The sequence below is a fragment of the Ruegeria sp. CDSA021 genome, assembly GCF_059612325.1.
Map to the genome: position 1 here is coordinate 24,344 of NZ_JBXWQJ010000021.1, position 23,585 is coordinate 47,928.

A 23,585-nucleotide genomic window follows, 5' to 3' on the forward strand; every position below is an offset into this window, starting at 1 on the left:
TTGACTTAACCCACGCGTAACATCCGCATTTAGTGTTGCCGCATCGAAAACATCAAGCGGTCCAGTCGATGTTCAGCTCTTCTCGAAAGGCAAAGCGTGTCAAATGCGCCTCGATCACCTGTTGCCAACGACGCAGATCACCACGCGGACCAGTAGCGGCTGTCACGGTCAAAGTGGTTGCATCTGCCGTCAATGCCAGCCGATCTCCGTCAGGGAATGACACGCTGCCATTTACTGCGTCAAATGAGACCTCGGCCTTGTGCGACCAATGTTTGCAGAGTTGCTGAAGGTATTTTGAGGCCGCACCCGTCTGCGCAATGCCCGTTGCAGTCTGATCAGGCAACAGGTTTAGGCCCGCGACAGCGGCAGACCGGATGGCTTTGGCAAACAAGGTCACGTCGATGTTGGTGGCTACGAAAGTAGCGCCAAGATCCAGACATTTGCGTTGAAGATCCGGGTCCAGTGTCAAAATCCCAGCGGCTTTACCCGCTGCCACAATACGGCGGATTGCATCCAGCACCGCCGCAACTACGTCAGGGTGGTCCGCTTTTCCCAGATGGCCCATGTCAGCAGCCAGGTCGGCAGGGCCAATAAACACCCCGTCCACATCAGTCGCCAGAATATCGTCCAGCGCGTCCATACCCTTGTTGTTCTCGACCTGCACGAGCAAGCAAATCTGTTCGTCGGCGGTTTTCAGATAATCGGGGATCGCCGCAAAGCGTGACGCCCGCGCCAGAGATGATCCAACACCTCGAACGCCATGCGGCGGGTACTGCACAGCCCGCACCAGTTCGCGTGCCTGATCGCCGCTTTCGACCATCGGCACCAGAATATTCTGCACGCCGGCGTCCAGATATTGCTTGATCATCCAGGTTTCGCCAATCGGCAGGCGTGCGACCGGCGCACTACCAGACCCCTCAATCACGCGGACCTGCTCCAGGATTGAGCGCAGGTCGTTGGGCGCGTGCTCCCCATCAACCAGCAACCAATCGAATTGCGCGGTGGCGGCGATTTCGGCTACGTAGGCATTGGCCAAACCAACCCAGCATCCGATCTGAGGAGTTCCGGCCTTCAGCGCAGCCTTGAATACATTATGTGGCGCGGGCATTAGCGTTCCTTTCAGGCGAAATTGATATCGACCGAGCCAAACGGCCCAAAATCCGCGTGAACTTTGGTGCCCGAGGGGCATTCGACGGGGCGGATGAAGCTGCCGGACAAAATGAGTTGCCCAGGTTCGATGCTTTGCCCGTATTGCGCCATGCGACGCGCCAACCAGACCACGCTTTCAACAGGATCGTTCAACACACCGGCACCCAGTCCGGTTTCTTCAATCTCGCCATTGCGGAAGGTAAGCGCCCCGACCCAACGCAGATCATATGCATCGATTGCGTGACGCTCTGCACCCAACACGATGCCCGCATTGGCGGCATTATCGCTGATCGTGTCAAAGACCGTACGGGTCTTACCGGTCTCGGAATCTGCTCTTTGAATTCGGGTATCCAGAATTTCTATTGCCGGTGCGACGTAACCCGTGGTGGCGATAATCTCTTCGCGAGATACGTCTTCGCCGCCAATGGCGGACTTCATGACAAAGGCGATCTCGACTTCGACCCGGGGCTGAATGAAACGGCCTGCCGGAACGGTTGCACCATTGTCGAAGACCATATCGTCGAACAGAATACCGCTGTCTGGAATGTCGATATTCAACGCATATTGCATTGCCTTCGAGGTCAGCCCGATCTTCCACCCGATCACCCTGCGGCCTTCGGCCAGTTTCTGATGATAGATGGCGTTCTGAACCTCATAGGCATCATCCATGCCCATCTCGGGATGGCGCAGACTAAGCAGGCCGATCTGTTCGCCCCTGCGTTCAGCCTGCAACAGATCGGCTGCTGCACGGGCGTGGTCCTCGGGCGTCATACCCGTTCGTCCTCAATGGTATTGCGCAGGGTGCCGATACCTTCGACGGACACCTCGACCACATCTCCGGGTACCAGATATCTCGGTGGGTCGAACCGTGCCCCTGCCCCGGTCGGTGTACCAGTGACAATGATGTCACCGGGCTGAAGCGTCATGAAGGTTGAGATGTATTCTATCTCGCGACGGATTGGGAACATCATGCGGCTCAGCGTGTCGTCCTGACGAAGCTCACCGTTCACGCGGGTCTGGATGCGAGCATCATCCAGTTGGGCTGCATCCGTGAAAGGCACCAGCCAAGGGCCTATGGACCCCGAGTTATCCCAGTTCTTGCCTTGCGTGACGTTGAACTTGGCGTGCCGCACCCAGTCGCGAATGGTGCCTTCATTGCACAGGGTCAGCGCCGCGATGTGATCGTAAGCTTCTTCCTGAGAAATGCGGCGGCCAGCCTTGCCAATCACGATGGCCACTTCGCCTTCATAGTCCAGTGTGTGGTTTTCCGGCGGCCGGATCAGCGGGCAGTCGTGGCCAGTAAAGCCGCTGGCAAAGCGCGGGAACAGCGACATGTACTTTGGCTGCGCGCTGCCATCTTTGTACTCCGCGTTCCGGTCGGGAAAGTTCACCCCGACACAAAGAATACGACGGACATCGGGCATTACCATTTCATAGGTGAACTCGGTATGGGTGACGGGTTTGCCTTCGGCAGCTTTTGCAAGTTGATCGAAGGCCCCGGCGGCAATCACCTCGTAAAGGCTGTTGTGATCCGGGAACGCTTGGTTCAATGCAATGGCACCTTCATCGGTGATTGCTCCGAAAAAACGCTCTTCGCCCGCGAAGAAAGTTGCAAACTTCATTCAATTGTCTCCCAAACTTCCCGGATCACGTCCGCTGCCATCAGCACGTCATCCCGGGTGGTATCGAACTGCCCGACCTGAAAGCGGATGATCTTGCGGCCATCGAACAAGCCTTGGGTCAGATAGATCCGCCCGTCATCGTTCAACGCGTCGACCAGCCGCTGCTGCTGTGCATCATCACCTGGGCAACGGAATGAAAAAAGGCTCAGGATCGGACCGGTGGTGATCTCGAACCCTTCCATCTCTCCGATCTGATCGGCGAGTTCCTGGGCCCAGGTCACGTGGTTGCGGATGCGCTCGCGCAGTCCTTCCAATCCGTATGAGCGCAACAGAAACCAGATCTTCAACGCTCTGAACCGACGGCCCAGAGGGATGGTCCACTCAGAGTAATTCGTCACCTCTGCTCCGGTTGTCTTGAGGTATTCCGGTTCGATCTTCAGCGTATTGAGTTGCGGCGCGGCGTCTCCCAGGAACTGGATGGCGCAATCGAACTGTGCGCCCATCCATTTGTGCGGGTTGAAAACGATGCTGTCATAACGGTCGGCGCCCTGCCATAGGAGCTCGCGGAATTCGGGGCAGATCATTGCGGACCCAGCCCATGCCGCGTCGAGATGGGTATACAAGTCGTGTTTTTGCGCGATGTCTGCCACAAGGGTCAGATCATCGCAGGCACCAACGCCGGTTCCACCTGTGATCGCAATAATACCGGCCGGAACATGACCGGCTGCGATATCGCTTTGAATGGCGGCCTCAAGTGCAAAGGCATCAATTGCAAAGTTGGAACCCGATGTCGGCAGCTTGACCAGATTGTCCTGCCCAATCCCGGCAACCCAGCAGGCCCTGTCGATGGACGAGTGTACCTGATCCGAGCAATAGATCCGCAGCGCACCCTTGGTGTTCAGACCTTCGCGGTTGCCGGTAAAGCCCGTGGCCCGTTCCCGCATAGTCAGAACCGCCGACAAAGTCGCCGAAGAGGCGCTGTCCTGAATAACTCCGGTCATGCCTTCAGGCAATCCAAGTGACTGTCGCAACCAGTCGACCATGACACCTTCGACTTCGGTCGCGGCTGGCGAGGTTTGCCACAACATGCATTGCGCCGCGATCGTCGTCACTAACATCTCGGCCAGCATCGACGGTGGAGCGGCATTGGCGGGGAAATAGGCAAAAAAGCGTGGATGTTGCCAATGGGTGATACCCGGCATCACGATCCGTTCGAAATCGGCCATGATGGCATCCATAGGCTCACCCGCCTCGGGCGGGGTAGCCACAAGCTGGGCCGCAATTTCCCCTGGTGCGGTCTGCGCGCGCACGGGACGTTCAGCAAGTGTCTTATGGTAATCGGCTGCCCATTTTGAAATGTGCTGACCCCAATGCGAAAACGTGTCCCAATCCATGCATTAGCCTTTTGTTGTCGCAGAAAAATCAACCCGCCCGGCCCCCGAAAGATACAGGGCCACAACGAACGGGTTTGTTTATATTTCATGAAACCGCCCCCGGTGTCCGGCGTCAGACCGAAAAACTGACATTGGCCTGACCTGTGCCAGAGCTGCCGAAATACGGGGTATAGATGTCGATATTGCCCTTGTAGCTGCCCCAACCCAGCGCGCCGAACAACAAGGCGGTGTCGTTCATGGCACACTCTCCGGCGCATTTCTTGGCGTAGTCGGGCAGCATTTCAAGGAATTCTTCGAAACGGCCCTGTTCCCACAATTCCATCACGCGCATGTCCATCTGGCGGTTGAATTCACCGTTCACTGCGTTCAGCCCTTCGACCGAGCGTTCATTCGGCGTGAAATCATGGCTGAGCGACCCCGACGCCAGTACAGACACGTTGCGGTCAGATCGCCGGATGCCCTCGGCAATGGCCTCACCCCAAACCCGGTTTTCCGCAATCGATGAGAATTGATTGACCGCCACGGGCAAAACCCGCGCGTTAACCCCTTCGTTGATGAAATGCATAGGCAACAGGGTGCCGTATTCCATGCCCATGTCCGGGTGCGAATGGCCCAGCGCCCGCTCTCCACGCTCGCGCAGAACGTCAAGGATCGTTTCCCCAAGTTCATGATCGCCGCGATAGTCGAACTCCATATCCGCCAGCATATGCGGCAATTCGTGGCTGATGAAACGACCCTTGTGGTGTTCTTTCGTGTTCAGGTGAAACCCCTGATTGGTGATCCAATGGGTATCGAACACAATGAACGTCTCGACCTCGCGGTCTATCGCGTCCTGACGCAGGCGGGCATACCCATCAATGGCAGATTGCCGGATACCTTTGTATTTCGGCATCGTGTGGGACATCCAGATGCTGGGCACATGCGTGATTTTTGCGGCCTGTACGATCTTTCCCATGGCGGTTCCTCCTGATGCGTTCTGGCGGCCCCGGTCCGGGATCGCCTGAGGGGTTTATGTCCCCAATTGCATAATCTTGTGCTGACCGGTGGCAAAACCGATGTGCTTTTGCTCCATATAAAACTCAAAGCTCCAATCACCGCCGTCCCGCCCGATGCCGGACGCTTTGACCCCACCAAAGGGCGTGGGCAGGTGACGCACGTTTTCTGAATTCACCCAAATCATCCCAGCCTCAAGCTTGTCTGTAAAGCGCAAGGCGCGGGTCAGATCGTTGGTCCAGACATAGCCTGTCAGGCCATAAGGCGTGTCGTTGGCAATCTGAAGCGCCTCGTCCTCGGTTGCGAACGGAATAGAGGTCAGAACAGGACCAAAGATCTCTTCACGTGCGATACGCATCTTGTTGGTGGCATTGGTGAAGAGTGTCGGGCGGACAAAGTACCCCGCGTCGCCTACCTTTACGCCACCAGCGGCAACAGTCGCACCATCCTCTTTGGCGATGTCGAAGTAACTGGTGACTTTGTTGTAGTGCTCTTCAGTTACAAGCGGGCCAATCTCGGTTGCCGGGTCCAACGGGTGGCCCACCTTGATGTTGTTCACACGCTCGACCAGTTTCGCCTCAAACTCTTCCTTAATCGTATCCTGCACCAACAACCGCGAAGACGAAGTGCAGCGTTCGCCGTTGATCGAATAGATCATGAAGATCACCGCATCCAATGCACGGTCAAGATCTGCGTCATCGAACACGATCACAGGGTTCTTTCCACCCAGCTCCAGATGATTGCGCTTATGCGTATCTGCGCCTTGCTTGACGATAAGGCTACCGGTGCGGCTTTCGCCCACAAATGCTATGGCCTCGATCAGTTCATGTTCGCACAACGCCTTGCCTGCGTCGGGACCAAATCCGTTGACCGTATTCAACACACCTTTGGGCAATCCAGCTTCTTCGGCGATTTCCACCAACAGGCGGGCGGTCAGGGGAGAGTCTTCTGCGGGCTTATGAACCACCGTGCAGCCTGCAGCCAGCGCAGGCGCGATCTTCCATGTCGACAGCATGAATGGTGTATTCCATGGGGTGATCACACCAACCGGGCCGATGGGAACGCGGGTGGTGACGTTCATCAGGGTCGGGGACTTCAGATGTTGTCCGTCGCGCGCCTGAACCACCTGATCTGCAAAATACCGAAAGTTCTCAGCCCCACGCAACGCGGCCTTGGACATGAAGCGCAACGTCTGGCCTGTATCCCAGCATTCACATAGCGCGATTTCCTCGGCTCGGGCTTCGATGGCATCTGCAACGCGCAACAAGATTCGGCGGCGGTCAGTGGCAGGCATGTCGCGCCATTCAGCGAAGGCCGCATGAGCGGCCTTGGCCGCCGCGTCGATGTCATCGGCCGTGCCATGGGCAACATCGCAGATCACGGATTTATCGACAGGCGAGGTAGATTGGAATACCCCTGCAGATCCGTCTCGGTCTTCGCCAGCAATGCGATTGCGGATGCCGGTTTCTCTGAACCGAGCCAGAAAGCCCGACAGCTTCTCGATATTTGTATCCAGCGCACTCATGCTTCAGGTCTCCTGCGTGGTCGCGGCCAGGTGGTCGCGGATCGTGCCGGTCTTGGGCGAAAGCTTGGGGTCGATATCGCGCATCTCTAACGACAGAGCGATGGAATGCTGCGAAAGGGCGGGCGCCAGATAGGCTTTGACCGCGTCAAATACGCGCTGCGTCGCGTCCTGTTTGACATCCTCGGACCGACCTGCGCGCAGACGGATCGAAATATCGACAAAACCATGCGCCAGACCCCCATCCGCAATGGCATAGTGGTCCACACGCGTCGCGCGCACGCGAATCCCCGGCATTGGAAAAGCGTCGATCCCGGCAGCTGTTGCCCTTATGCATTCGCACAGGCCACCCATGTCGATCTTGTCTTCCAGATTGCCGGAATATTCGACGTGGAAATGTGGCATGGTTCCTCCCTTATTACTTAACATGTTTAGTTTCTAGCATCCCACCTGTCAAGAGATTGCTTTGTTAATCTTTGCAATTTCCGAAACACCACTCTAGAAGGCCGCATGACCACTCAAAGCCATATCAAAAGCACTGCCAGATCCCTTCCGATTGCGCTGTTGCGAGCCCGTGAAACCGTGATGGCCCCGATACGGGACATGTTGCAAGGCATCCAGATAACCGAACAGAAATGGCGCATCCTGCGCGTTCTGGATGAGCTGGGCGAAGTGGAACAAAGCACCATTGCGCACGAGGCTTGCCTGCTGCTTCCAAGCGTGACCCGCATCTTGCGCACGATGGAGGCTGATGGACAGATCACCCGCCGTCAGGACAGTGACGACAAGCGCCGCACCATGGTTACGATTACCGATGCGGGTCGGTCTATCCTAAAGGAAAACCTGGCCACGTCACTTGCGATCTCCAGCAATATCGAGGCTCAGATGGGTCGTGAAAAGCTGGACCAATTGCTGGACCTGCTGGAGGAATTACAGGCCGTCAAAGTTTGACCCCGCCTACAGCAGACGGGGCCGGTGAAAGCTCAAAGAGTCGACAGGCCGGCATCCAACGCTGACAAGATCTTGGCCACATCGCCCGAAGTGATGATCAGCGGAGGTGACAGAATGATGTTGTTGCCGGATACGCGCACCATCACGCCATCTTCGTAAGCCGCCTTCTGAACCTGCAACGGCAGGTGTTTGGCGATGGGAGCCTTGGTCGTCCGGTCGGAAACCAGCTCGAGCGCACACATCAGACCCTCTCCGCCCCGCACGTCGCCGATCACCTCGTGTTTTTCGGCCAGCTTCTGCAATCCGGCAAACAATTCATCCCCACGCGCCGCCGCATTTTCCCAAATCCGCAGTCGGTTGATCTCGGACAGGGTAGCCAGCGCCGCCGCAGCCCCGACCGGGTGGCCGGAATAGGTGTATCCTTGATCGACGGATGCGAGCCCGGTGGTGTCCTTTTCGAATACCTCGGCGACAGCGCCTGAAATCATTGCAGCGCCAAAGGGAAAGTACCCGTTGGTGATCGCCTTCGCTGTTGTCATGATATCCGGCTGAACACCCCAATGCCGAGCACCACTTTCGCTGCCAGTGCGGCCAAATGCCGTGATGATTTCGTCCGAGATCAACAGGATACCGTGTTTGGAACAAACCTCGCGCACCATGGGCATGAAGCTTTTGTGCGGTGGGATCACGCCCCCAGCCCCCAGAACCGGTTCCATGATAAATGCCGCAACCGTGTTCGCCCCCTGAAACGCAATCTCGGCCTCCAACGCCTTGACGCATAGCTGCGCCAGACGTGCGGGGTCGGTTTCGTCAAACGGATTGCGATAGGTCCAGGGGGCGGGCACATGGAAACAGCCCGGCATCATCGGCTCATAGACCGCGCGAAACTTTTGATTGCCGTTGACTGATGCCGCCGCGAAATGGGTGCCATGATAGCCTTGCTTGAGGCTGATAAACTTGGTGCGTCCCGCGTCGCCTCGAACCTTGTGATATTGCCGCGCGAGCTTCAGCGCGATCTCAACAGAATCCGATCCACCCGACGTAAAGAACGCGCGAGTCAAACCGTCTGGCGCAAAAAACTGCGCCAGCTCATATGACAACTCGATGGCCTTGTCGTTGCTGGTTCCGCGAAATGTGGAGTAATAAGGCAATGCGTTCAGCTGATCTGCTATGGCCTGCTTTACCGGTTCGCAGGAATAGCCCAGATTGACGTTCCACAACCCCCCCACGGCATCCAGCGCCTTGTGACCGTCGACATCAATGATGCTGACACCTTCACCGCCATTCAGAATGGTCGGCGGGTTATTTTGACTGTCGGCAGGATGCGCCATCGGGTGCCAGAAATAACGGGCGTTGTTTTCCTTCAGAAAGTTCGAATCTTTCATGGTGCGGGCCTCCGGAAGTGTTGCTCACCCTCGGTCACGGGTGGAATTCGGTTGGAAAGGTGTCGGGCAACTGACCGCCAAAATCTGCGGTCAGGTCAGTCGAAAGAGCGTGCAAAGCGGACAGAATTGATGGCAGGCGGTCTTCAGTGGCGCGGCCTTCAGGCACAGCAATTGCGATGGTCCCCAGAGCGACTTGATTGATGCCAAAAATCGGCGCTGCGTATCCAAAGACGCCCTCTTCGTAGCTGCCGCTGCTGTTGGCCCAACCCGAGACACTGATCTGCGCTACACGCTCTTTGATAATATCAGGATCGGTGAGCGTGGCGTCCGTGAACCGCACCTGCTGGTCCTGATCCAAACGATCCATCAAACTGGTCGGGCCAAAGCTGAGCATACAAAGGCCAGAAGCCGTGGCATTGATCGGCAAAATTTCACTGGGATCAAGGCTGACGCGCACGCTGTGCCGCGTTGTTTCAACCACCAATGCGGTTTGCAACACGGTCTTTTCCAACAGAGACAGATGCAGGCTTTCACCAACGCTCTGCATCGCAACCTGCATTTTCTGGCGCGCACTTTCGATGCCGGGCCGGGCGATTTCGCGCAGCGCGGCCAGACGCAAGGCTGCCGGTCCAATGGCATAAGACTTGGTCATGGGGTTCTGCTCGATCAGGCCGCATTCCTCAAGCGCACGCAGGTGGCGCAGCGCAGTTGCCTTGTTCAATCCGGACAGTCGCGCAATGTGACTCAGGCCGATTTCTGGTCGCGCGTTTGAAAAGTAATCCAGTATTTTTAGGGCATTAAGGGCAGTACCCATGTGTTTCACGTCCTCTCGCTCAGGGAATACTTGACAGAACTAACTTAACAAAGCAACATTATTATTGTTAACGCGGATCAAATAATGAACCACGTATGGGAGGAGTCAATGAAGAAATTTCTTACAGCCGCGGCTTTTGTGGCATCAGCAACCGCTGCACTGGCCGAGTACCCTGAAAAGCCGGTCAGCTTTGTAGTGCCATGGCCGCCGGGCGATCTGGAGGACGTGCTGACCCGGATGATCGCCGATGAATTTCAGGCCATGTATGGCGTGCCAGCCGCAGTCGTGAACAAACCCGGCGGCGGCGGTGGTCCGTTCCCCGGTGCCGTCGAGGTGGCAACCGCCCCTGCGGACGGCTACACCATCGGTTCCTTTGTCATCGGCGTGCCGGTCATTGGCCCCGAAATCGGAATCCCCGAGCTCAACCCCAACCCGTTTGATCCGATCGGGATCTTCCTGACCTACCCGTTCGTTATCGCATCCAGCAAGGATGCGCCTTTCTCAAGCTGGGAGGAGCTAGCGGAACACGGCAAGGAAAACGACGTCGCACTTGGCCATTTCGGTTCCGTTCTGCCGCCCACCCAAGTGACCTTTGCAGCTGCCGTCAGCAGCGGATTCGACTTTGCCAGCGAAGCGGCGTTTGATGCGCTGGACTGCAACACACTGGCATCGGGCGATGTTGACGTAATCAACACAACGCTTCAACTCATCCTGCCCTGTCTGGATCAAGTGAACGTTCTTGCCAGCATCGGCGGTGAGCGGATTTCGCTGGTGCCCGATACACCTACAATCGTGGAACTGAACCCGGATCTGCCTTTGGCCCTATGGAACGGCTTGTTTGTCCATAAGGACACACCAGCGGATGCCCGCGAAAAGATCTCGGCTGCTGCTCAAAAGGCGCTGAGCTCTGACAAGGCCAAACAACTGGCTGAAGAAACCGGGGCTCTGATTTACTGGCAGGATCCCGATGCCTCCAATGCTCAGATCGAGCAAGACAAAGCCTCGTTCGCCAAGATCGAAGAGATCCTGGGCGAGTAAACCGGAACGGGCCCGGCAAGTTCAACACCGCCGGGCCTCTTTCCATCCAACAGGAGGCCACGATGATTGCAAAGACTTTGCAAGACATGTTCCGGCGCTATCGACGCCCTGGTGACATCGTATTTGCCACGATGTTCTTCGTGTTCTCACTGTTCCTTCTCAGCCAGCTTGGCACCGAGACTCAGGTCGTCAAACGGACAAAGTGGTTTGCCCAACCTGCTTTGTGGCCAACCATTGCGATCTGGGGCATGGTAGTGTTCAGCGGTCTGCATTTGTTGAGCTCATTCCTGTCGCCACGTATTCCCGGACGTTTGCGAGAGATCACGTTTTGGCTGAAGTCTCTCGAATACGTTGTTTATTTCCTGATCTATGTCGTGGCGGTTCCATGGCTTGGGTACCTGCCCTCGACCATGCTGTTTGCAGCCCTTCTGACAGTACGCTTGGGGTTTCGTTTGCCGGGTGCCTTTTGCATTGCACTTGTCTTTGGCGCTGTGGTCGCAATCGTCTTTAGGGCGCTACTGCAAGTGAACATCCCGGCGGGTCGCATTTATGAATACCTGCCCGACGGGCTGCGCGCCTTTGCGCTGACCTATCTGTGAGGCCGCTATGGACAACCTGATTTCCGGCTTTGCAATTCTGGCCCAATGGCAGGTCATGGTGGCGCTGATCATCGGTTCCGTCGGTGGCGTCATCATTGGCGCATTGCCCGGCGTGGGCGCCGCCGTCGCCATCGCTATCCTACTACCAGCCACGTTTGCCTTCGAACCCATCGTTGGACTGACCCTTCTGCTGGGCATCTACGGGTCGTCCATGTATGGCGGCGCGATCCCGGCCATTCTGATCAACACTCCCGGCACGGCGGTTAACGCCCTGACCACCTATGACGGCTATCCCATGACCAAACGCGGCGAGGGGCACAGGGCTTTGTCACTGGCCTATTCAGCTTCGTTCTTTGGTGGTATTTTCTCGATCCTTTGCCTGATCGTCCTCTCGCCCGTTCTGGCATGGGTTGCCCCGCATTTCGGCAGTCGCGAGATTTTTCTGGCCGCCTTGATGGGTGTCTTACTGGTGATCCTCGCCCATCGCGGACAGACCTTTTCAGCCGCAATGCTGGCGTTTTTTGGAATTTTCCTGAACACGGTGGGGCTGGAGCCTGTAAAATACACACGGCGTTTCACCTTTGATCAAACCTGGCTGTCATCGGGCGTCGATCTGATCGTTGTTGTGTTGGGCCTGTTCGCCATCAGCCAGGCGCTGCTTTTGCTGGTCGACAAGGAACACGCTCCCGGCGAAGCACATGTTCGTGGCAACATATTTACCGGCCTGAAAGAGCTTCTGGGCCTGAAACGAATAGCTACGGTGTCGTCGTCACTGGGCGTTCTGATGGGTATGGTGCCGGGTACCGGCGAATTTACGTCCCAGTTCCTGTCTTACACCTACGCTCAAAAAACCTCGAAAGATCCCGATGCTTTTGGCAAAGGATCACCCGAAGGTCTGGTGGCATCCGAGGCGGCCAACAACGCCGTGCCAGGGGCTGCAATGATCCCACTTCTGGCGCTGGGTATTCCGGGTGAGGCGCTGACGGCAATGATGCTGTCGGTTTTCTACGTCCACAATGTGATCCCCGGCCCGCAACTATTTGCGGAACAAATGGATTTTGTCATGGCTCTGTACATGGCACTGATCCTTCTCAACGTGGTCGTTCTGATCTTTCTGCTGTTTTCGACCAACCTGCTGCTGAAGCTCATTCAGATCCCAACCCGGTTTCTGGGCATCATGATCCTGACCCTCTCCTTTGTAGGCGTGTACAGCCTGCGAAACTCGATCACGGACTGCGCGATTGCGGCCGGTTTCGGCGTTGTCGGCCTGATCCTGAAACGCCTGAACCTGCCGATCGTGCCCATCATTTTGGGTATGGTTCTGGGCGGCATCATGGAGGTCAAGCTGCGCAGCGCTATGGCCCGTGTGAAATCACCGCTTGATTTCATCGACCGACCCATCGCGGCGATCCTGTTTGTGATGATCCTGGGGATCATCCTGCTGCACATTCGCTCGCTGATCCAGGAACACAAAGACCGCGTCAAACCGCAACCGGTTCTCGACGAAGACACTACTCAGCAAGGATAACGCTTCATGGATCAGTCCTCGATTGACGCGCTGCGCACACAGGAAATCGCACCGCGCGGGCATTTCATAAACGGTCGCTTCCAGGATGGCGAAAACGGTGCTCAACATCAGGTGTATTCCCCGATCAACGGTCAGCCTCTGGCGCTGATCGCCGAGGGCAGTGCAGCGGATGTCGACGCGGCAGTTCGCGTAGCGCGGGTTTCGTTTGAAGATGGGCGTTGGTCACGAATGGCCCCTGCGAGTCGTAAGAAAGTTCTGTTGAAGCTAGCCGATCTGGTCGAAGCCCGCGCGCTGGAGATTGCCGTTCTGGGCGTTCGCGACAACGGCACCGAAATCAACATGGCCTACAAAGCCGAAGCACTCTCAGCCGCGGCAACCTTCCGGTATTATGCCGAGGCAATCGACAAGCTGTACGGCCAGATCGCCCCCACGGGCGATGATGTTCTGGGTTTGATACATCACGCACCTGTTGGCGTTGTTGGTGCGATTGTGCCATGGAACTTTCCGCTGATGATCGGCAGCTGGAAAATTGCCCCGGCACTGGCGGCAGGCAACTCCGTGGTCCTGAAACCGGCGGAAAGCGCCTCGCTCAGCCTGTTGAAGATCGCCGAATTGGCGGCTGAGGCCGGGGTGCCCGACGGGGTATTCAACGTGGTGACAGGTCGCGGCTCGGTTGTGGGTGAGGCGCTGGCGCTGTCGATGGATGTCGACATCGTGGTTTTCACCGGGTCCGGTGCGACAGGGCGACGGCTTTTGGAATATTCCGCGCGGTCCAACCTAAAGCGCTGTTATCTGGAACTGGGCGGCAAATCCCCGAACATCGTCTTTGCTGATGCCCCGGACCTGGCCGAAGCGGCCAAGGTCTCGGCAGCCGGCATCTTCCGCAACTCGGGCCAGGTCTGTGTTGCGGGATCGCGCCTGTTGGTACAGGAAGAGATCTACGAGGACTTTCTGTCCGAGATCACCCGCCACGCCGCAGCTTTTCGCGTTGGCGATCCGTTGGACCTGAACAACCAGATCGGCGCGGTTCACAGCCTGTCCGAGCTGGAGTCCGATCTGGAATTTGTCACAAAAGCTCGGGCAGAAGGGGCCGATCTTCGCACCGGCGGATCCCGCATCCTGACCGAAACCGGCGGGTACTACATGGCCCCGACGGTGATGGCTGGTGTTAAGGAAACCGACACCCTGTTCCAAAACGAAGTCTTCGGTCCGGTTCTGGCTGTAACATCCTTCAAGGATGAAGAAGAAGCGATCGGTCTTGCCAATGCGACAGTTTACGGGTTGGCGGGTGGGGTTTGGACCTCGAACTTGGGCCGCGCACATCGCATGATCGCGGGCGTTCGCGCCGGGGTGGTACATGTGAACACTTATGGGGGGGCCGACCTGACTGTACCCCTTGGCGGGGTGCGCCAGTCCGGCAATGGGCACGACAAGTCTTTGCACGCGTTGGAAAAATACTTCGATCTGAAAACTGCCTGGATCAAGCTCTGATCGCTGGGGAAGGGAGGCACACATGACCAACAAAACAATCCTGTTGATCGGCACCTATGACACCAAAGAACCCGAAATGCGGTTCATCGAAAACGCAATCCGGGCGCAGGGTGCCGATGTGTTGACGATGGATGTGTCCGTTCTCGGCGATCCCACCGCGCCGACCGACATCTCAAAGCATGACGTGGCCGCGGCTGGTGGCATGACAATTGATGAGGTCATCGCACAAGGGGACGAGAACAAAGCCTTCCGCATCATGTCTGCCGGGGCCGCCAAAGTGGTTGCGCAAGCCTATGCTGACGGGCGGTTTGACGGGATGCTGGCCACCGGAGGCACAATGGGCACCGATCTTGCGCTGGATTGTGCACAAGCGCTGCCGATGGGCGTGCCGAAATACATCGTCTCAACCGTCAGCTTCTCACCGCTTATCCCGCCACATCGGCTGGCCCCTGATATTCAGATGATCCTTTGGGCTGGCGGGCTCTACGGTATGAATTCAATTTGTCAGTCCTCGCTCAGTCAGGCGGCCGGGGCCGTGGTTGGCGCGGCAAAGGCGGCCTTCGCACCGGACCGCAGAAAGCCGCTGGTTGGCATGACCAGCCTGGGGTCATCCTGCCTGCGCTACATGAAGACCCTCAAACCAGCACTGGAAGATCGTGGGTTTGAAGTGGCGGTGTTCCATTCGACAGGAATGGGTGGCATGGCCTATGAAAAACTGGCCAGCGAAAGCGCGTTCGCCTGTGTGATGGATTTCTGCATGCAGGAATTCGGAAACCTGATGGCGGGCTCGGTCGTGTCCAGCGGTGAAGACCGTGTTACCAATGCCGGGCGCATGGGTATCCCGCAGATGGTCGCACCTGGCGCACTGGATCTGCTGGATTTTGCGGGATGGCAGGACATCCCCGAACACTATGCAGACCGGCCATTCCATGAGCACAACCGGCTGATCAAAAGTTCAGTCTTCAGCGGGGCTGAACGGCGTGCCTGGATTCGGGAACTCGCCAATAGGCTGGGCGCGGCCAAGGGGCCTGTACATTTCTTCTTGCCGCTACAGGGCATCGAAGCTTGGGACAAGGAAGGCGAAGAGGCGTATGACCCACAGGCCTTGGCCGAAATGATCGACGAAGCCCGCCGGGTGATGCCCGATCAGGTGCCAATGACCGAACTGGACGCCCATATCAACGATACCGCGTTCTGTGATGCCGTGCTGGCACTGTTCGATGATTGGGTTGAACGTGGCGTGGTTAAGTCGACGCCGCGAGCCTAATGTTTCAGGGGGTGGCTCCGCCCCTTAGTATGCATGACATCGTTGGCGATTGTGTGTGTGAGTCATGCAGTGTTGGTGAGTGAATTTCATTCACGAAAATCAGCTAATAATGGAATTGAGCTACAATAAAGCCCTTTCTAAGATGCGCGGGAAAACACCTTATCAGGAACGCGCTCATGCGGCGAACACGATCAAGACGGGCTTCCAACTCCGCAACGCCACAAATGACTATTCCGCCCATCGGCGGGCGGTTCATGCCGCTGAATCAAGGCGAACTGGCCCATATCACTGATACGGCCTTTGATATTCTGGAACGGATTGGCCTATCAGGAGCACCCAACGACATCCGTACGTTGGCGCTGGAGAACGGCGCAACAGAGCGGGCCGACGGGCGCATCACCTTTTCACGCGCATTGGTTGAGGACATGATCGCTGGCGCGTGCAAGCGGGTCGAGCTGCCCGGTTTCACCCGGGATCGCGGGATCGAGATTGGAGGCGGTCGCGTCCATATCGGTACGGGCGGCGCAGCGGTACAGGTGCTCGACGCCACCACAAACACATTCCGCGACAGCACATTACAGGACTTGTACAATCTGATGCGTATTGTCGATGCTTGCGACAACATCCACTATTCCCTGCGTCCCGTAGTGGCAAGGGATCTGGAAGACCCGCTTTCGCTGGATATCAACACCGCCTTTGCCGCGATGAAAGCGACTTCGAAGCCTATCGGCACTAGCTTTTTCGAGCCCGCCAACGTGACCCCTGTGATCGAGATGTTCGACGCAGCTTTGGGCGGCGAGGGCGCGTTCAAGGCACAGCCCTTTTGTTTTGCATCCGTCTGTCACGTGGTGCCACCGCTGACGCTGGCCGAGGAAGCCTGCGGGGTGATGCGTGAATGCGTGCGTTTGGGAATGCCACTGCAAATCTGTTCCGCAGCGCAGGCTGGGGCCACAAGCCCGGCGGCGCTGGCTGGAGCTCTGGCGCAGGGGCTGGCGGAATCGCTCGCCGGTCTGGTGCTGGTCAACATGATGCAGCCGGGCTTTCCCTGTATTCTGGCCTTTCTGCCCTTTATTTCCGATCTGCGTACCGGAGCGATGACCGGCGGTTCGGGTGAAGCTGCGGTGGCCAACGCTGCCGCCGCACAGCTGCTGTTGAACCTTGGCCTGCCGTCGACCGTTTCAGCGGGAATGACCGACGCCAAGACGGCAGACGCTCAATCGGGCTACGAAAAGGGATATACCATCGCGCTGGCGGCGCAGGCTGGGGCCGATATGATCAACCTGTCTGTTGGTATGCTCGGCTCGATCATGGCAGCCAGCAAAGAGGCACTGGTCATCGACAACGACATGTGCGGCGCCATCCTGCGCTCGGTCCGTGGGGTCGAAATGTTCGAAGGCTTGATTGATCTGGACATGATCGAACAGGTCGTAACGGGAGAGGGTCATTTCCTTGGCACGGCTCAGACTCTGGACCTGATGACCAAGGAATATGTCTACCCGTCGCTCGGCGACCGTCAGAGTGTCAGTGACTGGCTTGAAAGCGGCGCTCAAACGGTATGGGACCGCGCCATAGCCCGCGTTGGCGAAATCGAAGCACAACCTGCGCCCTCGCACCTGACAACCGAAATCGAAGCCGCCCTGCGCGCCCGCCTGCCCATCCATCTGAAAGACTAAGCAAATGAAAAGCCATGCCAAAGTTGTGATCATCGGGGGCGGCGCGGTTGGTGTCTCGACCCTTTATCATCTGGCCAAAGCCGGTGTGACCGATACGCTTTTAATCGAAAAGAACGAACTGACCAGCGGATCGACCTGGCACGCGGCGGGCAATATCCCGACATATGCCAACAGCTGGGGCGGGATGCGCGCGGGCAACTATGCCTGGCGGCTGTATAAGGATCTGGCGACAGAGGTCGACTATCCGATCACGTATCGCCATACCGGCGCGTTCTGGCCTGCCCACACACCGGAACGGATGGACCTGTTCCGGCATCTGGTCGGCATTTCCAAAGGGCTGGGCTATGACATGGCGATGCTGACCCCGTCAGAGATGGATGACATGCACCCTTACTTTAGTTCGGGCGACAGCATCATCGGTGGCATCCTCGACCCCTACGAGGGTGACGTGGACCCGTCGCAGCTGACACAGGCATTGGCAAAGGGCGCGCGTGATCGGGGTGCACAGATTGCGCGGTTCACCAAGGTCACCGGCATCCAACGCCGCGCCTCGGGCGAGTGGCTGGTGCAGACTGACAAGGGCAACGTGGTTTGCGATGTCGTGATCAACGCCGGGGGCTATTACGGCTGTCAGGTTGGCGAGATGGTCGGGCAGAAACTGCCAGTGGTGACGCTGGAGCATCAATACCTGGTCACCGAAAGCCTGCCCGAGCTTGAGGCTAACCCGGACAATTTCCCCCTCATCCGCGACCCGGACATCATGTACTACCTGCGGCGCGAGCGGAACGGGCTGCTGCTGGGCTCTTACGGCCACGAAGGCCGCCCCGCCTGGCTGGACGGAATGCCTGATTGCTTCGCCAACCAGCTCTATCCCGACAGTGTCGATGACATTGCCGAGATCCTTGAGGCCGCGCTGGAACATGTGCCGCTGCTGGGTGAGGCCGGTGTCAGCCGGTTCGTAAACGGCCCCATCCCCTACAGCCCGGATGGCGCGCCACTTTGTGGGCCCGCCTTCGGCTTGCCGAACTTCTACCATGCCTGCTGTCTCCCGGTGGGCATCACCCATTCGGCGGCAGCTGCGAAAACCCTGACCGAGTGGATTACCGAGGGCGAAACCGAGTGGGATATGTCCTTCTGGGACCCCCGCCGTTTTGGCGAGGAATGGGCGACGTTCGACTATACCGTCAAACGGTCCAGTGAACTTTATGAACACCAATACGCAATCCCCTACCCGCATCGTTTGTGGAAATCAGGTCGTCCAGTGCAAACCACGCCGCTCTACGACACGCTTAAGGGTAAAGGTGCAGTGTTTGGGCAAATTGCGGGTTGGGAACGGGCCTTCTGGTTCCAGACAGATCAGATTAAGGATGACGGCCAGCTCAGTTTCCATCACGAAGTCTGGCACGATGCGGTCAAAGCTGAATGCGAAGGCGTGCGCGACCGTGTCGGTGTGATGGATCACGGCGGTTTCACCCGGTACGAGGTCGAGGGGCCAAAGGCCACCGAATTCCTCAATCATGTTTTTTGCGGCGTGATGCCGACCGTAGGCCGGGTCAAGCTGTCCTATATGCTGACGCCCAAGGGCAAGATCTGGTCCGAGGCCACGATTGCGCGGCTGGATGAGAACAAATACCTGCTCTGCGGTCCCACTCTGGCCGATCAGCGCGACCATGACTGGCTGTCGAAGCACCTGCCGGACGAGGGCGTGACCCTGACCCGCGGCTCTGATTTTGACGCCGCCTTGATGGTTATGGGGCCGAAATCCCGTGACGTATTGCAACCGCTGACCCAGGACGATCTGTCCAAGGACAACGCGCCATGGATGTCGGTGCGGGAAATCACCATTGCAGGCGCACCGGTGATTGCCTTGCGCGTGTCCTATGTGGGTGAATTGGGCTGGGAACTGCATATGCGCAGCGCCGATCTAGTCCGGGTCTACACCGCCGTCGTGGATGAAGGCGCGGATCACGGTATTGTCGAATTTGGCTCTTACGGGCTGAACGCCATGCGGCTGGAAAAGGGCTATCACGGCTGGGGCGCGGATTTTGGTATCGAATACACCGCGTTCGATGCGGGTCTGGATCGTTTCGTCAGCAAGAAGAAAGACAGTTTTGTCGGGCGCGAGGCGTTTCTGGCGCAAGCCGAACTGCCGAAGGATTACCATTTCACCGCCTTTGTGCTGGACGGTCACGGCGCGGATGCGCTGTCCTCGGACCCGATTTGCCGGGATGGTCAACCGGTCGGTTACGTCAGCTCGGGCGGTACGGGGTTCCGCATCGGCAAGAGGGTGGCGCTTGGCTATTTGACTGTGCCCGCCAAACCCGGAGATGTGTTTGATATCGAAGTGCTTGGCGTGCCTGTGAAAGCGACTGTGGCGACCGTTCCGTTCTACGATCCCGAAAACGACCGGTTGCAGGGATAAGAACCATGGCAAAATCCCTTCCGACCGACGTACAGGTCGCCATCATTGGCGGTGGGATCGTCGGCTGTGCCACTGCGTATCACCTCGCCAAAGCAGGTTGGTCCGTCGCCCTGTTCGAGCGCAAGAAACTGACAAGCGGAACGACATGGCACGCCGCAGGTCTGGTCAGCGAAACCCAAGGCGTGCCGGTCATGTCGGCGCTGGCAAAATACGGCCTCGACCTGATGGAACGTCTTGAGGATGAGACCGGGCAGAATACCGGTGTCAAGCGCAACGGCTCGATGACCGTGGCGCTGACCGAGGCACGCATGGAGGAACTGCGCCGCAAGGTCGATTATGCCCATGGCTGTGGCCTGCGCGCCGAAGAGATCAGCCTGACCGTGGCGCAGGAGCGCTGGCCTATGTTATCGACCGAAGGCGCCAAGGGGGCGTTCTGGTTCCCCGGTGACGGCTATACCAACCCGATCGACACCACCATGGCGCTGGCCAAAGGCGCGCGGGCGAACGGCGCGCAGATTTTTGAAGACACCAAGGTCGAACGCGTCGTCATCGAAGGTGGCCGTGCTGTTGGTGTGGAAACCGAAGAAGGGCTGGTGCGCGCCGAGCATGTGGTCAATGCCACCGGCATGTGGGCGCGTGAGTTTGGAATGTCCCACAGTGTGCAGATCCCGCTGCACTACACAAACCATTACTACGTTGTGACTGACCCGATTGAGGGCGTGACCGGTGATCTGCCCGTCCTGCGGGTAATGGATGAATACGCCTATTACAAAGAAGACGCAGGCAAGCTGCTGATCGGCTGTTCCGAGCCCAACGCGACCCCCTGGCTGCCCAAGGACGGCCTGCCCGAGGCGTTCGAATTTGATGAACTGCCCTGCGATGAAGAACACCTCTATCCCATCTTGGAGGCCGCAATGGAGAGGGTTCCGGCCTTGGCGGAAAGCGGCATTCGCAAGTTCTTCAACGGGCCGGAATGCTTCACACCGGATGCCAAACATTACCTCGGTCCAATCACAGATGTGACAGGGTATTGGGTCGCCGCCGGGTTCAATTCGACCGGCATCCAAAACGGCCCCGGTGCGGGCAAAGCGCTGGCTGAATGGATCATGGCGGGACACATGACCATGGACCTGACAGATGTCGACAGTCGTCGCATTATACCCGGCCTGAACGCCCGCAGCTATACCGCAACTAAGGCGGCCGAAACGCTCAGTCACGCCTATACGATGCACTGGCCCTATCTGCGCAAAACACAGGCGCGTGGTTTGCGCCGGGCGCCTTATTACACCCATCTACGCGACGCGGGCGCGCAATTCGGCAGCGCCAATGGCTGGGAACGGCCCCTCTTCTATGGGCGTGAGATGACGGACGGGTTCGGACGCGAGCCCTGGTTCGATGACTGGCAGGCCGAACATCAAGCGCTGCGCACCGATCTGGGCTGCATCGATCTGACCTTTGGCCGATTCATCGTGGACGGGCAAGATGCCGAGGCGCAGATGCAGCGGCTTTGTGGGGCGAATATGGCCGTTGCTCCGGGTGCTCTGGTCTATTCCCATATGTTCAACCCGCAAGGCGGGATCGAGGCGGACGTGACCGTCGCGCGCCTGAATGCGACCCGCTACATGGTCATGGCCTCTGCCGGGGCTGAACCGCAAACCGAATACTGGCTGAAAACGCAACTGGCGGACACCGCAGTTTCAGTGGTCAATATCACGTCATCCGAGGCCACGCTGGCCCTGATGGGTCCGCGCGCGCGGAACTTCCTGGCCGGGCTGACCGATGCCGACCTGTCAAATGTCGTCTTCCCATTTGGCTCGTGGCAGGCATTGCACGTTGGTCATGCGCCGGTCCGCGCACAACGGATTACCTATGTCGGCGAATTGGGTTGGGAGTTGCACGTCCCTGCCGAATTCGCACAGCAGGTGTTTGAAATGATCATGGCTGCGCCTGATGCGCCACGCCTGTGCGGCGGAATGGCCGTAGATAGCTGCCGGATCGAAAAGGGCTTCCGCCACTGGGGCCACGACATCGGCCCACATGACAGCCCGGTGGACAGCGGCCTGACTTTTGCTTGCGATTTCACTACCGAGTTTACCGGCAAAGCGGCGATCGAAACTCACAAATCGACCGGCCCTGCGAACCGCTTGTTGTCTTTCCGGCTGGACGACCCAAATGCTCTGGTCTTCGGCAAGGAACCGATCCTGTGTGACGGGCAAATCGTCGGGCGGTTGACGTCGGCAAGCTACGGCTGGAGCGTCGGTGGTGCCATTGGCATGGGCTATGTCTCGCGGCCCGAAGGCATGACGATGAAAGCTCTTGCCGGGCGCAACTATCAGGTGAAGGTGGCTGGGCGCGCTGTAATGGCACAGGCCAGCCTGCGACCGCTTTACGATCCGGACAATGCCCGGATGCGCGGGTAACCACCGCGCATCCTCAGACGGTTTGACCAAACACAAAGACCGCGTGGTCAGCCGTCCCCGCCCATCTCATTGATTGCGGCAAGAAGGCGCGCGATTTCCTGTTCCGTGTTGTAGTGACAAAACGAGATGCGAATACAATCGGACAACTCCAACGGTGTCAGAACATTGCCCGAGTAGTGATCCGCTTTGCGCGTGTGGGTGCGGATACCCTGTTGGTTCAAAACCTCAACCACATCTTCCGAGGCTTTGCCGTTGATCACAATAGACACCAGCCCTTCGCGCGCGGGGTTGTCGGCCCCTGCCAGAATGGTCACGTGATCCATGTCCCGCAGGCCCGGCAGATTGCCCGTGCCGTTGATGGCAGTATTGGTCAGGTGGGTCTCATAGGAGTGGATGGCACGGCCCGCAGCCTCGATGCGCGCGCGGGGGTCGGCTTCACCCGAAACCTCTCCGCCCAACCAGTCGAAATAAGACACAACGTCCGAAACGGTTGCGTACGACCCAGCGTCACGGGTTCCAAACTCCCAACCGGTGGCGGGCGCGTCGATCAACATGTCGTGCGGCAGCGCGCTCAGCCTGTCCGAGATCCAAGCTATTCCATACCCATGGCGCGAAAAAACTTTGTACGGAGAGATCGCGTAGCCATCGACATTGTAGCTATCAAGATCAAGCTGTCCGTGTGCCGCGTGCTGAATGCCATCAACGATGATCAGGCATTCCGGTGCGACGGCGCGAATGGCGGCTGAAATCGCTGCCACATCCATGCCCATTCCTGTAACGGGCGACGCATGAAGGATCGTGGCCACTGCAACGTCCGGGCTCATCAACCCCGCATAATCTTCGGCGGTCACCAACCCGGTATCATTGTCATGGGGCACGTTCACATAGTCCAGACCCGCGATCTTTGCCCAACGGCGCGCGGCGCTGCGAGTGGCGGGGTGTTCGATGGACGACCCGATCACCTTGGCCCCGTTTGGCGCAGCCAAACACGCGGTGCGGATCATCCGGAACAACAGTTCCGTCCCGCTTTCCCCGGCAAAGAACTGTCCGCTGGTGACATTCATAAAAACGGCCAGATCCTGCTTGGCCTTGTTGATCACGTTCTGAGTGCCCTGCCCCGCCGGGTTGATCCGACCGGGATTGTCTGGAATCGCGGCGTAAAAGGCCGAAGTTTCAGCAACGGATTTCAGCGTCAGCGCGCCACCGGCATTTTCGAAAAAGATCCGTTCGCCTTGAAATGGGCAGCTGTCGACATGAGCGAAACGGTCGCGGATTGCGTCGATAAGGGCGGGGTTGTCTTGGATCATGGGTCTTCCT

The 23,585-nt window shown here is 58.0% G+C and carries 19 protein-coding genes; 9 read left to right on the forward strand and 10 right to left on the reverse strand.

Annotated features, from left to right (window positions below; all coding sequences use genetic code 11):
- Window positions 1-52 precede the first annotated feature (52 nt).
- The 7 genes from AC2FLD_RS20215 to AC2FLD_RS20245 all read right to left on the reverse strand — a co-directional run bounded on the left by AC2FLD_RS20215 (window position 53) and on the right by AC2FLD_RS20245 (window position 7,085).
- On the reverse strand, window positions 53-1,108 hold the full coding sequence (locus AC2FLD_RS20215; protein ID WP_496673333.1) for an aldolase/citrate lyase family protein: 1,056 nt from the start codon (window positions 1,106-1,108) through the stop codon (window positions 53-55).
- 11 nt (window positions 1,109-1,119) lie between these two features.
- Window positions 1,120-1,920, reverse strand: a complete 801-nt coding sequence (gene hpaH, locus AC2FLD_RS20220) for a 2-oxo-hept-4-ene-1,7-dioate hydratase (protein ID WP_496673335.1) — start codon at window positions 1,918-1,920, stop codon at window positions 1,120-1,122.
- Entirely contained in the window at window positions 1,917-2,771 is an 855-nt protein-coding gene (locus tag AC2FLD_RS20225) for a fumarylacetoacetate hydrolase family protein (protein ID WP_496673337.1), read from the reverse strand. Before AC2FLD_RS20225 ends, hpaH begins: the two co-directional genes overlap by 4 nt.
- The gene (locus tag AC2FLD_RS20230; protein WP_496673339.1) at window positions 2,768-4,165 is read right to left on the reverse strand and encodes a pyridoxal phosphate-dependent decarboxylase family protein; all 1,398 of its coding nucleotides are present in this window, start codon (window positions 4,163-4,165) and stop codon (window positions 2,768-2,770) included. The genes AC2FLD_RS20225 and AC2FLD_RS20230 overlap by 4 nt, the downstream gene beginning before the upstream one ends.
- A 112-nt stretch (window positions 4,166-4,277) precedes the next feature.
- Window positions 4,278-5,120 (reverse strand): 3,4-dihydroxyphenylacetate 2,3-dioxygenase, encoded by an 843-nt coding sequence (hpaD, locus tag AC2FLD_RS20235; protein ID WP_050604460.1) that lies wholly within the window; start codon window positions 5,118-5,120, stop codon window positions 4,278-4,280.
- Between the two features lie 54 nt (window positions 5,121-5,174).
- Entirely contained in the window at window positions 5,175-6,683 is a 1,509-nt protein-coding gene (gene hpaE, locus AC2FLD_RS20240) for a 5-carboxymethyl-2-hydroxymuconate semialdehyde dehydrogenase (RefSeq protein ID WP_496673342.1), read from the reverse strand.
- Between the two features lie 3 nt (window positions 6,684-6,686).
- Window positions 6,687-7,085, reverse strand: a complete 399-nt coding sequence (locus AC2FLD_RS20245; protein ID WP_496673345.1) for a 5-carboxymethyl-2-hydroxymuconate Delta-isomerase — start codon at window positions 7,083-7,085, stop codon at window positions 6,687-6,689.
- 105 nt (window positions 7,086-7,190) lie between these two features.
- Here AC2FLD_RS20245 and hpaR point away from each other — a divergent pair, with 105 nt between their 5' ends.
- Entirely contained in the window at window positions 7,191-7,631 is a 441-nt protein-coding gene (gene hpaR, locus AC2FLD_RS20250) for a homoprotocatechuate degradation operon regulator HpaR (RefSeq protein ID WP_496673348.1), read from the forward strand.
- A 32-nt stretch (window positions 7,632-7,663) separates the two neighbouring features.
- Here hpaR and AC2FLD_RS20255 read toward each other — a convergent pair whose 3' ends face one another.
- Window positions 7,664-9,016, reverse strand: a complete 1,353-nt coding sequence (locus AC2FLD_RS20255; RefSeq protein WP_496673351.1) for an aspartate aminotransferase family protein — start codon at window positions 9,014-9,016, stop codon at window positions 7,664-7,666.
- A 34-nt stretch (window positions 9,017-9,050) separates the two neighbouring features.
- Entirely contained in the window at window positions 9,051-9,830 is a 780-nt protein-coding gene (locus AC2FLD_RS20260; protein WP_496673354.1) for an IclR family transcriptional regulator, read from the reverse strand.
- Between the two features lie 108 nt (window positions 9,831-9,938).
- On the opposite strand from AC2FLD_RS20260, the gene AC2FLD_RS20265 reads away from it, so the two are divergent.
- The 8 genes from AC2FLD_RS20265 to AC2FLD_RS20300 all read left to right on the forward strand — a co-directional run bounded on the left by AC2FLD_RS20265 (window position 9,939) and on the right by AC2FLD_RS20300 (window position 22,268).
- Complete coding sequence (locus AC2FLD_RS20265) at window positions 9,939-10,868, forward strand: tripartite tricarboxylate transporter substrate binding protein (protein WP_496673357.1); 930 nt, start codon at window positions 9,939-9,941, stop codon at window positions 10,866-10,868.
- A 62-nt stretch (window positions 10,869-10,930) separates the two neighbouring features.
- Window positions 10,931-11,467 (forward strand): tripartite tricarboxylate transporter TctB family protein, encoded by a 537-nt coding sequence (locus AC2FLD_RS20270; RefSeq protein WP_496673359.1) that lies wholly within the window; start codon window positions 10,931-10,933, stop codon window positions 11,465-11,467.
- A 7-nt stretch (window positions 11,468-11,474) separates the two neighbouring features.
- A complete protein-coding gene (locus AC2FLD_RS20275) occupies window positions 11,475-12,995 on the forward strand; it encodes a tripartite tricarboxylate transporter permease (RefSeq protein WP_496673362.1) in 1,521 nt (506 codons plus the stop codon).
- Between the two features lie 6 nt (window positions 12,996-13,001).
- Window positions 13,002-14,486, forward strand: coding sequence for an aldehyde dehydrogenase (locus AC2FLD_RS20280; protein ID WP_496673364.1), 1,485 nt, complete (start codon window positions 13,002-13,004; stop codon window positions 14,484-14,486).
- Window positions 14,487-14,508: 22 nt separating this feature from the next.
- Entirely contained in the window at window positions 14,509-15,753 is a 1,245-nt protein-coding gene (locus AC2FLD_RS20285) for a Tm-1-like ATP-binding domain-containing protein (protein WP_496673367.1), read from the forward strand.
- Window positions 15,754-15,929: 176 nt separating this feature from the next.
- A complete protein-coding gene (locus AC2FLD_RS20290) occupies window positions 15,930-17,426 on the forward strand; it encodes a trimethylamine methyltransferase family protein (RefSeq protein WP_496673370.1) in 1,497 nt (498 codons plus the stop codon).
- Window positions 17,427-17,430: 4 nt separating this feature from the next.
- On the forward strand, window positions 17,431-19,848 hold the full coding sequence (locus AC2FLD_RS20295) for a GcvT family protein (protein WP_496673373.1): 2,418 nt from the start codon (window positions 17,431-17,433) through the stop codon (window positions 19,846-19,848).
- Between the two features lie 5 nt (window positions 19,849-19,853).
- The gene (locus tag AC2FLD_RS20300; RefSeq protein ID WP_496673375.1) at window positions 19,854-22,268 is read left to right on the forward strand and encodes an FAD-dependent oxidoreductase; all 2,415 of its coding nucleotides are present in this window, start codon (window positions 19,854-19,856) and stop codon (window positions 22,266-22,268) included.
- 47 nt (window positions 22,269-22,315) lie between these two features.
- On the opposite strand, the gene AC2FLD_RS20305 is transcribed toward AC2FLD_RS20300, so the two are convergent.
- Window positions 22,316-23,575 (reverse strand): aminotransferase class V-fold PLP-dependent enzyme, encoded by a 1,260-nt coding sequence (locus AC2FLD_RS20305; RefSeq protein WP_496673377.1) that lies wholly within the window; start codon window positions 23,573-23,575, stop codon window positions 22,316-22,318.
- Between the last annotated feature and the right edge of the window lie 10 nt (window positions 23,576-23,585).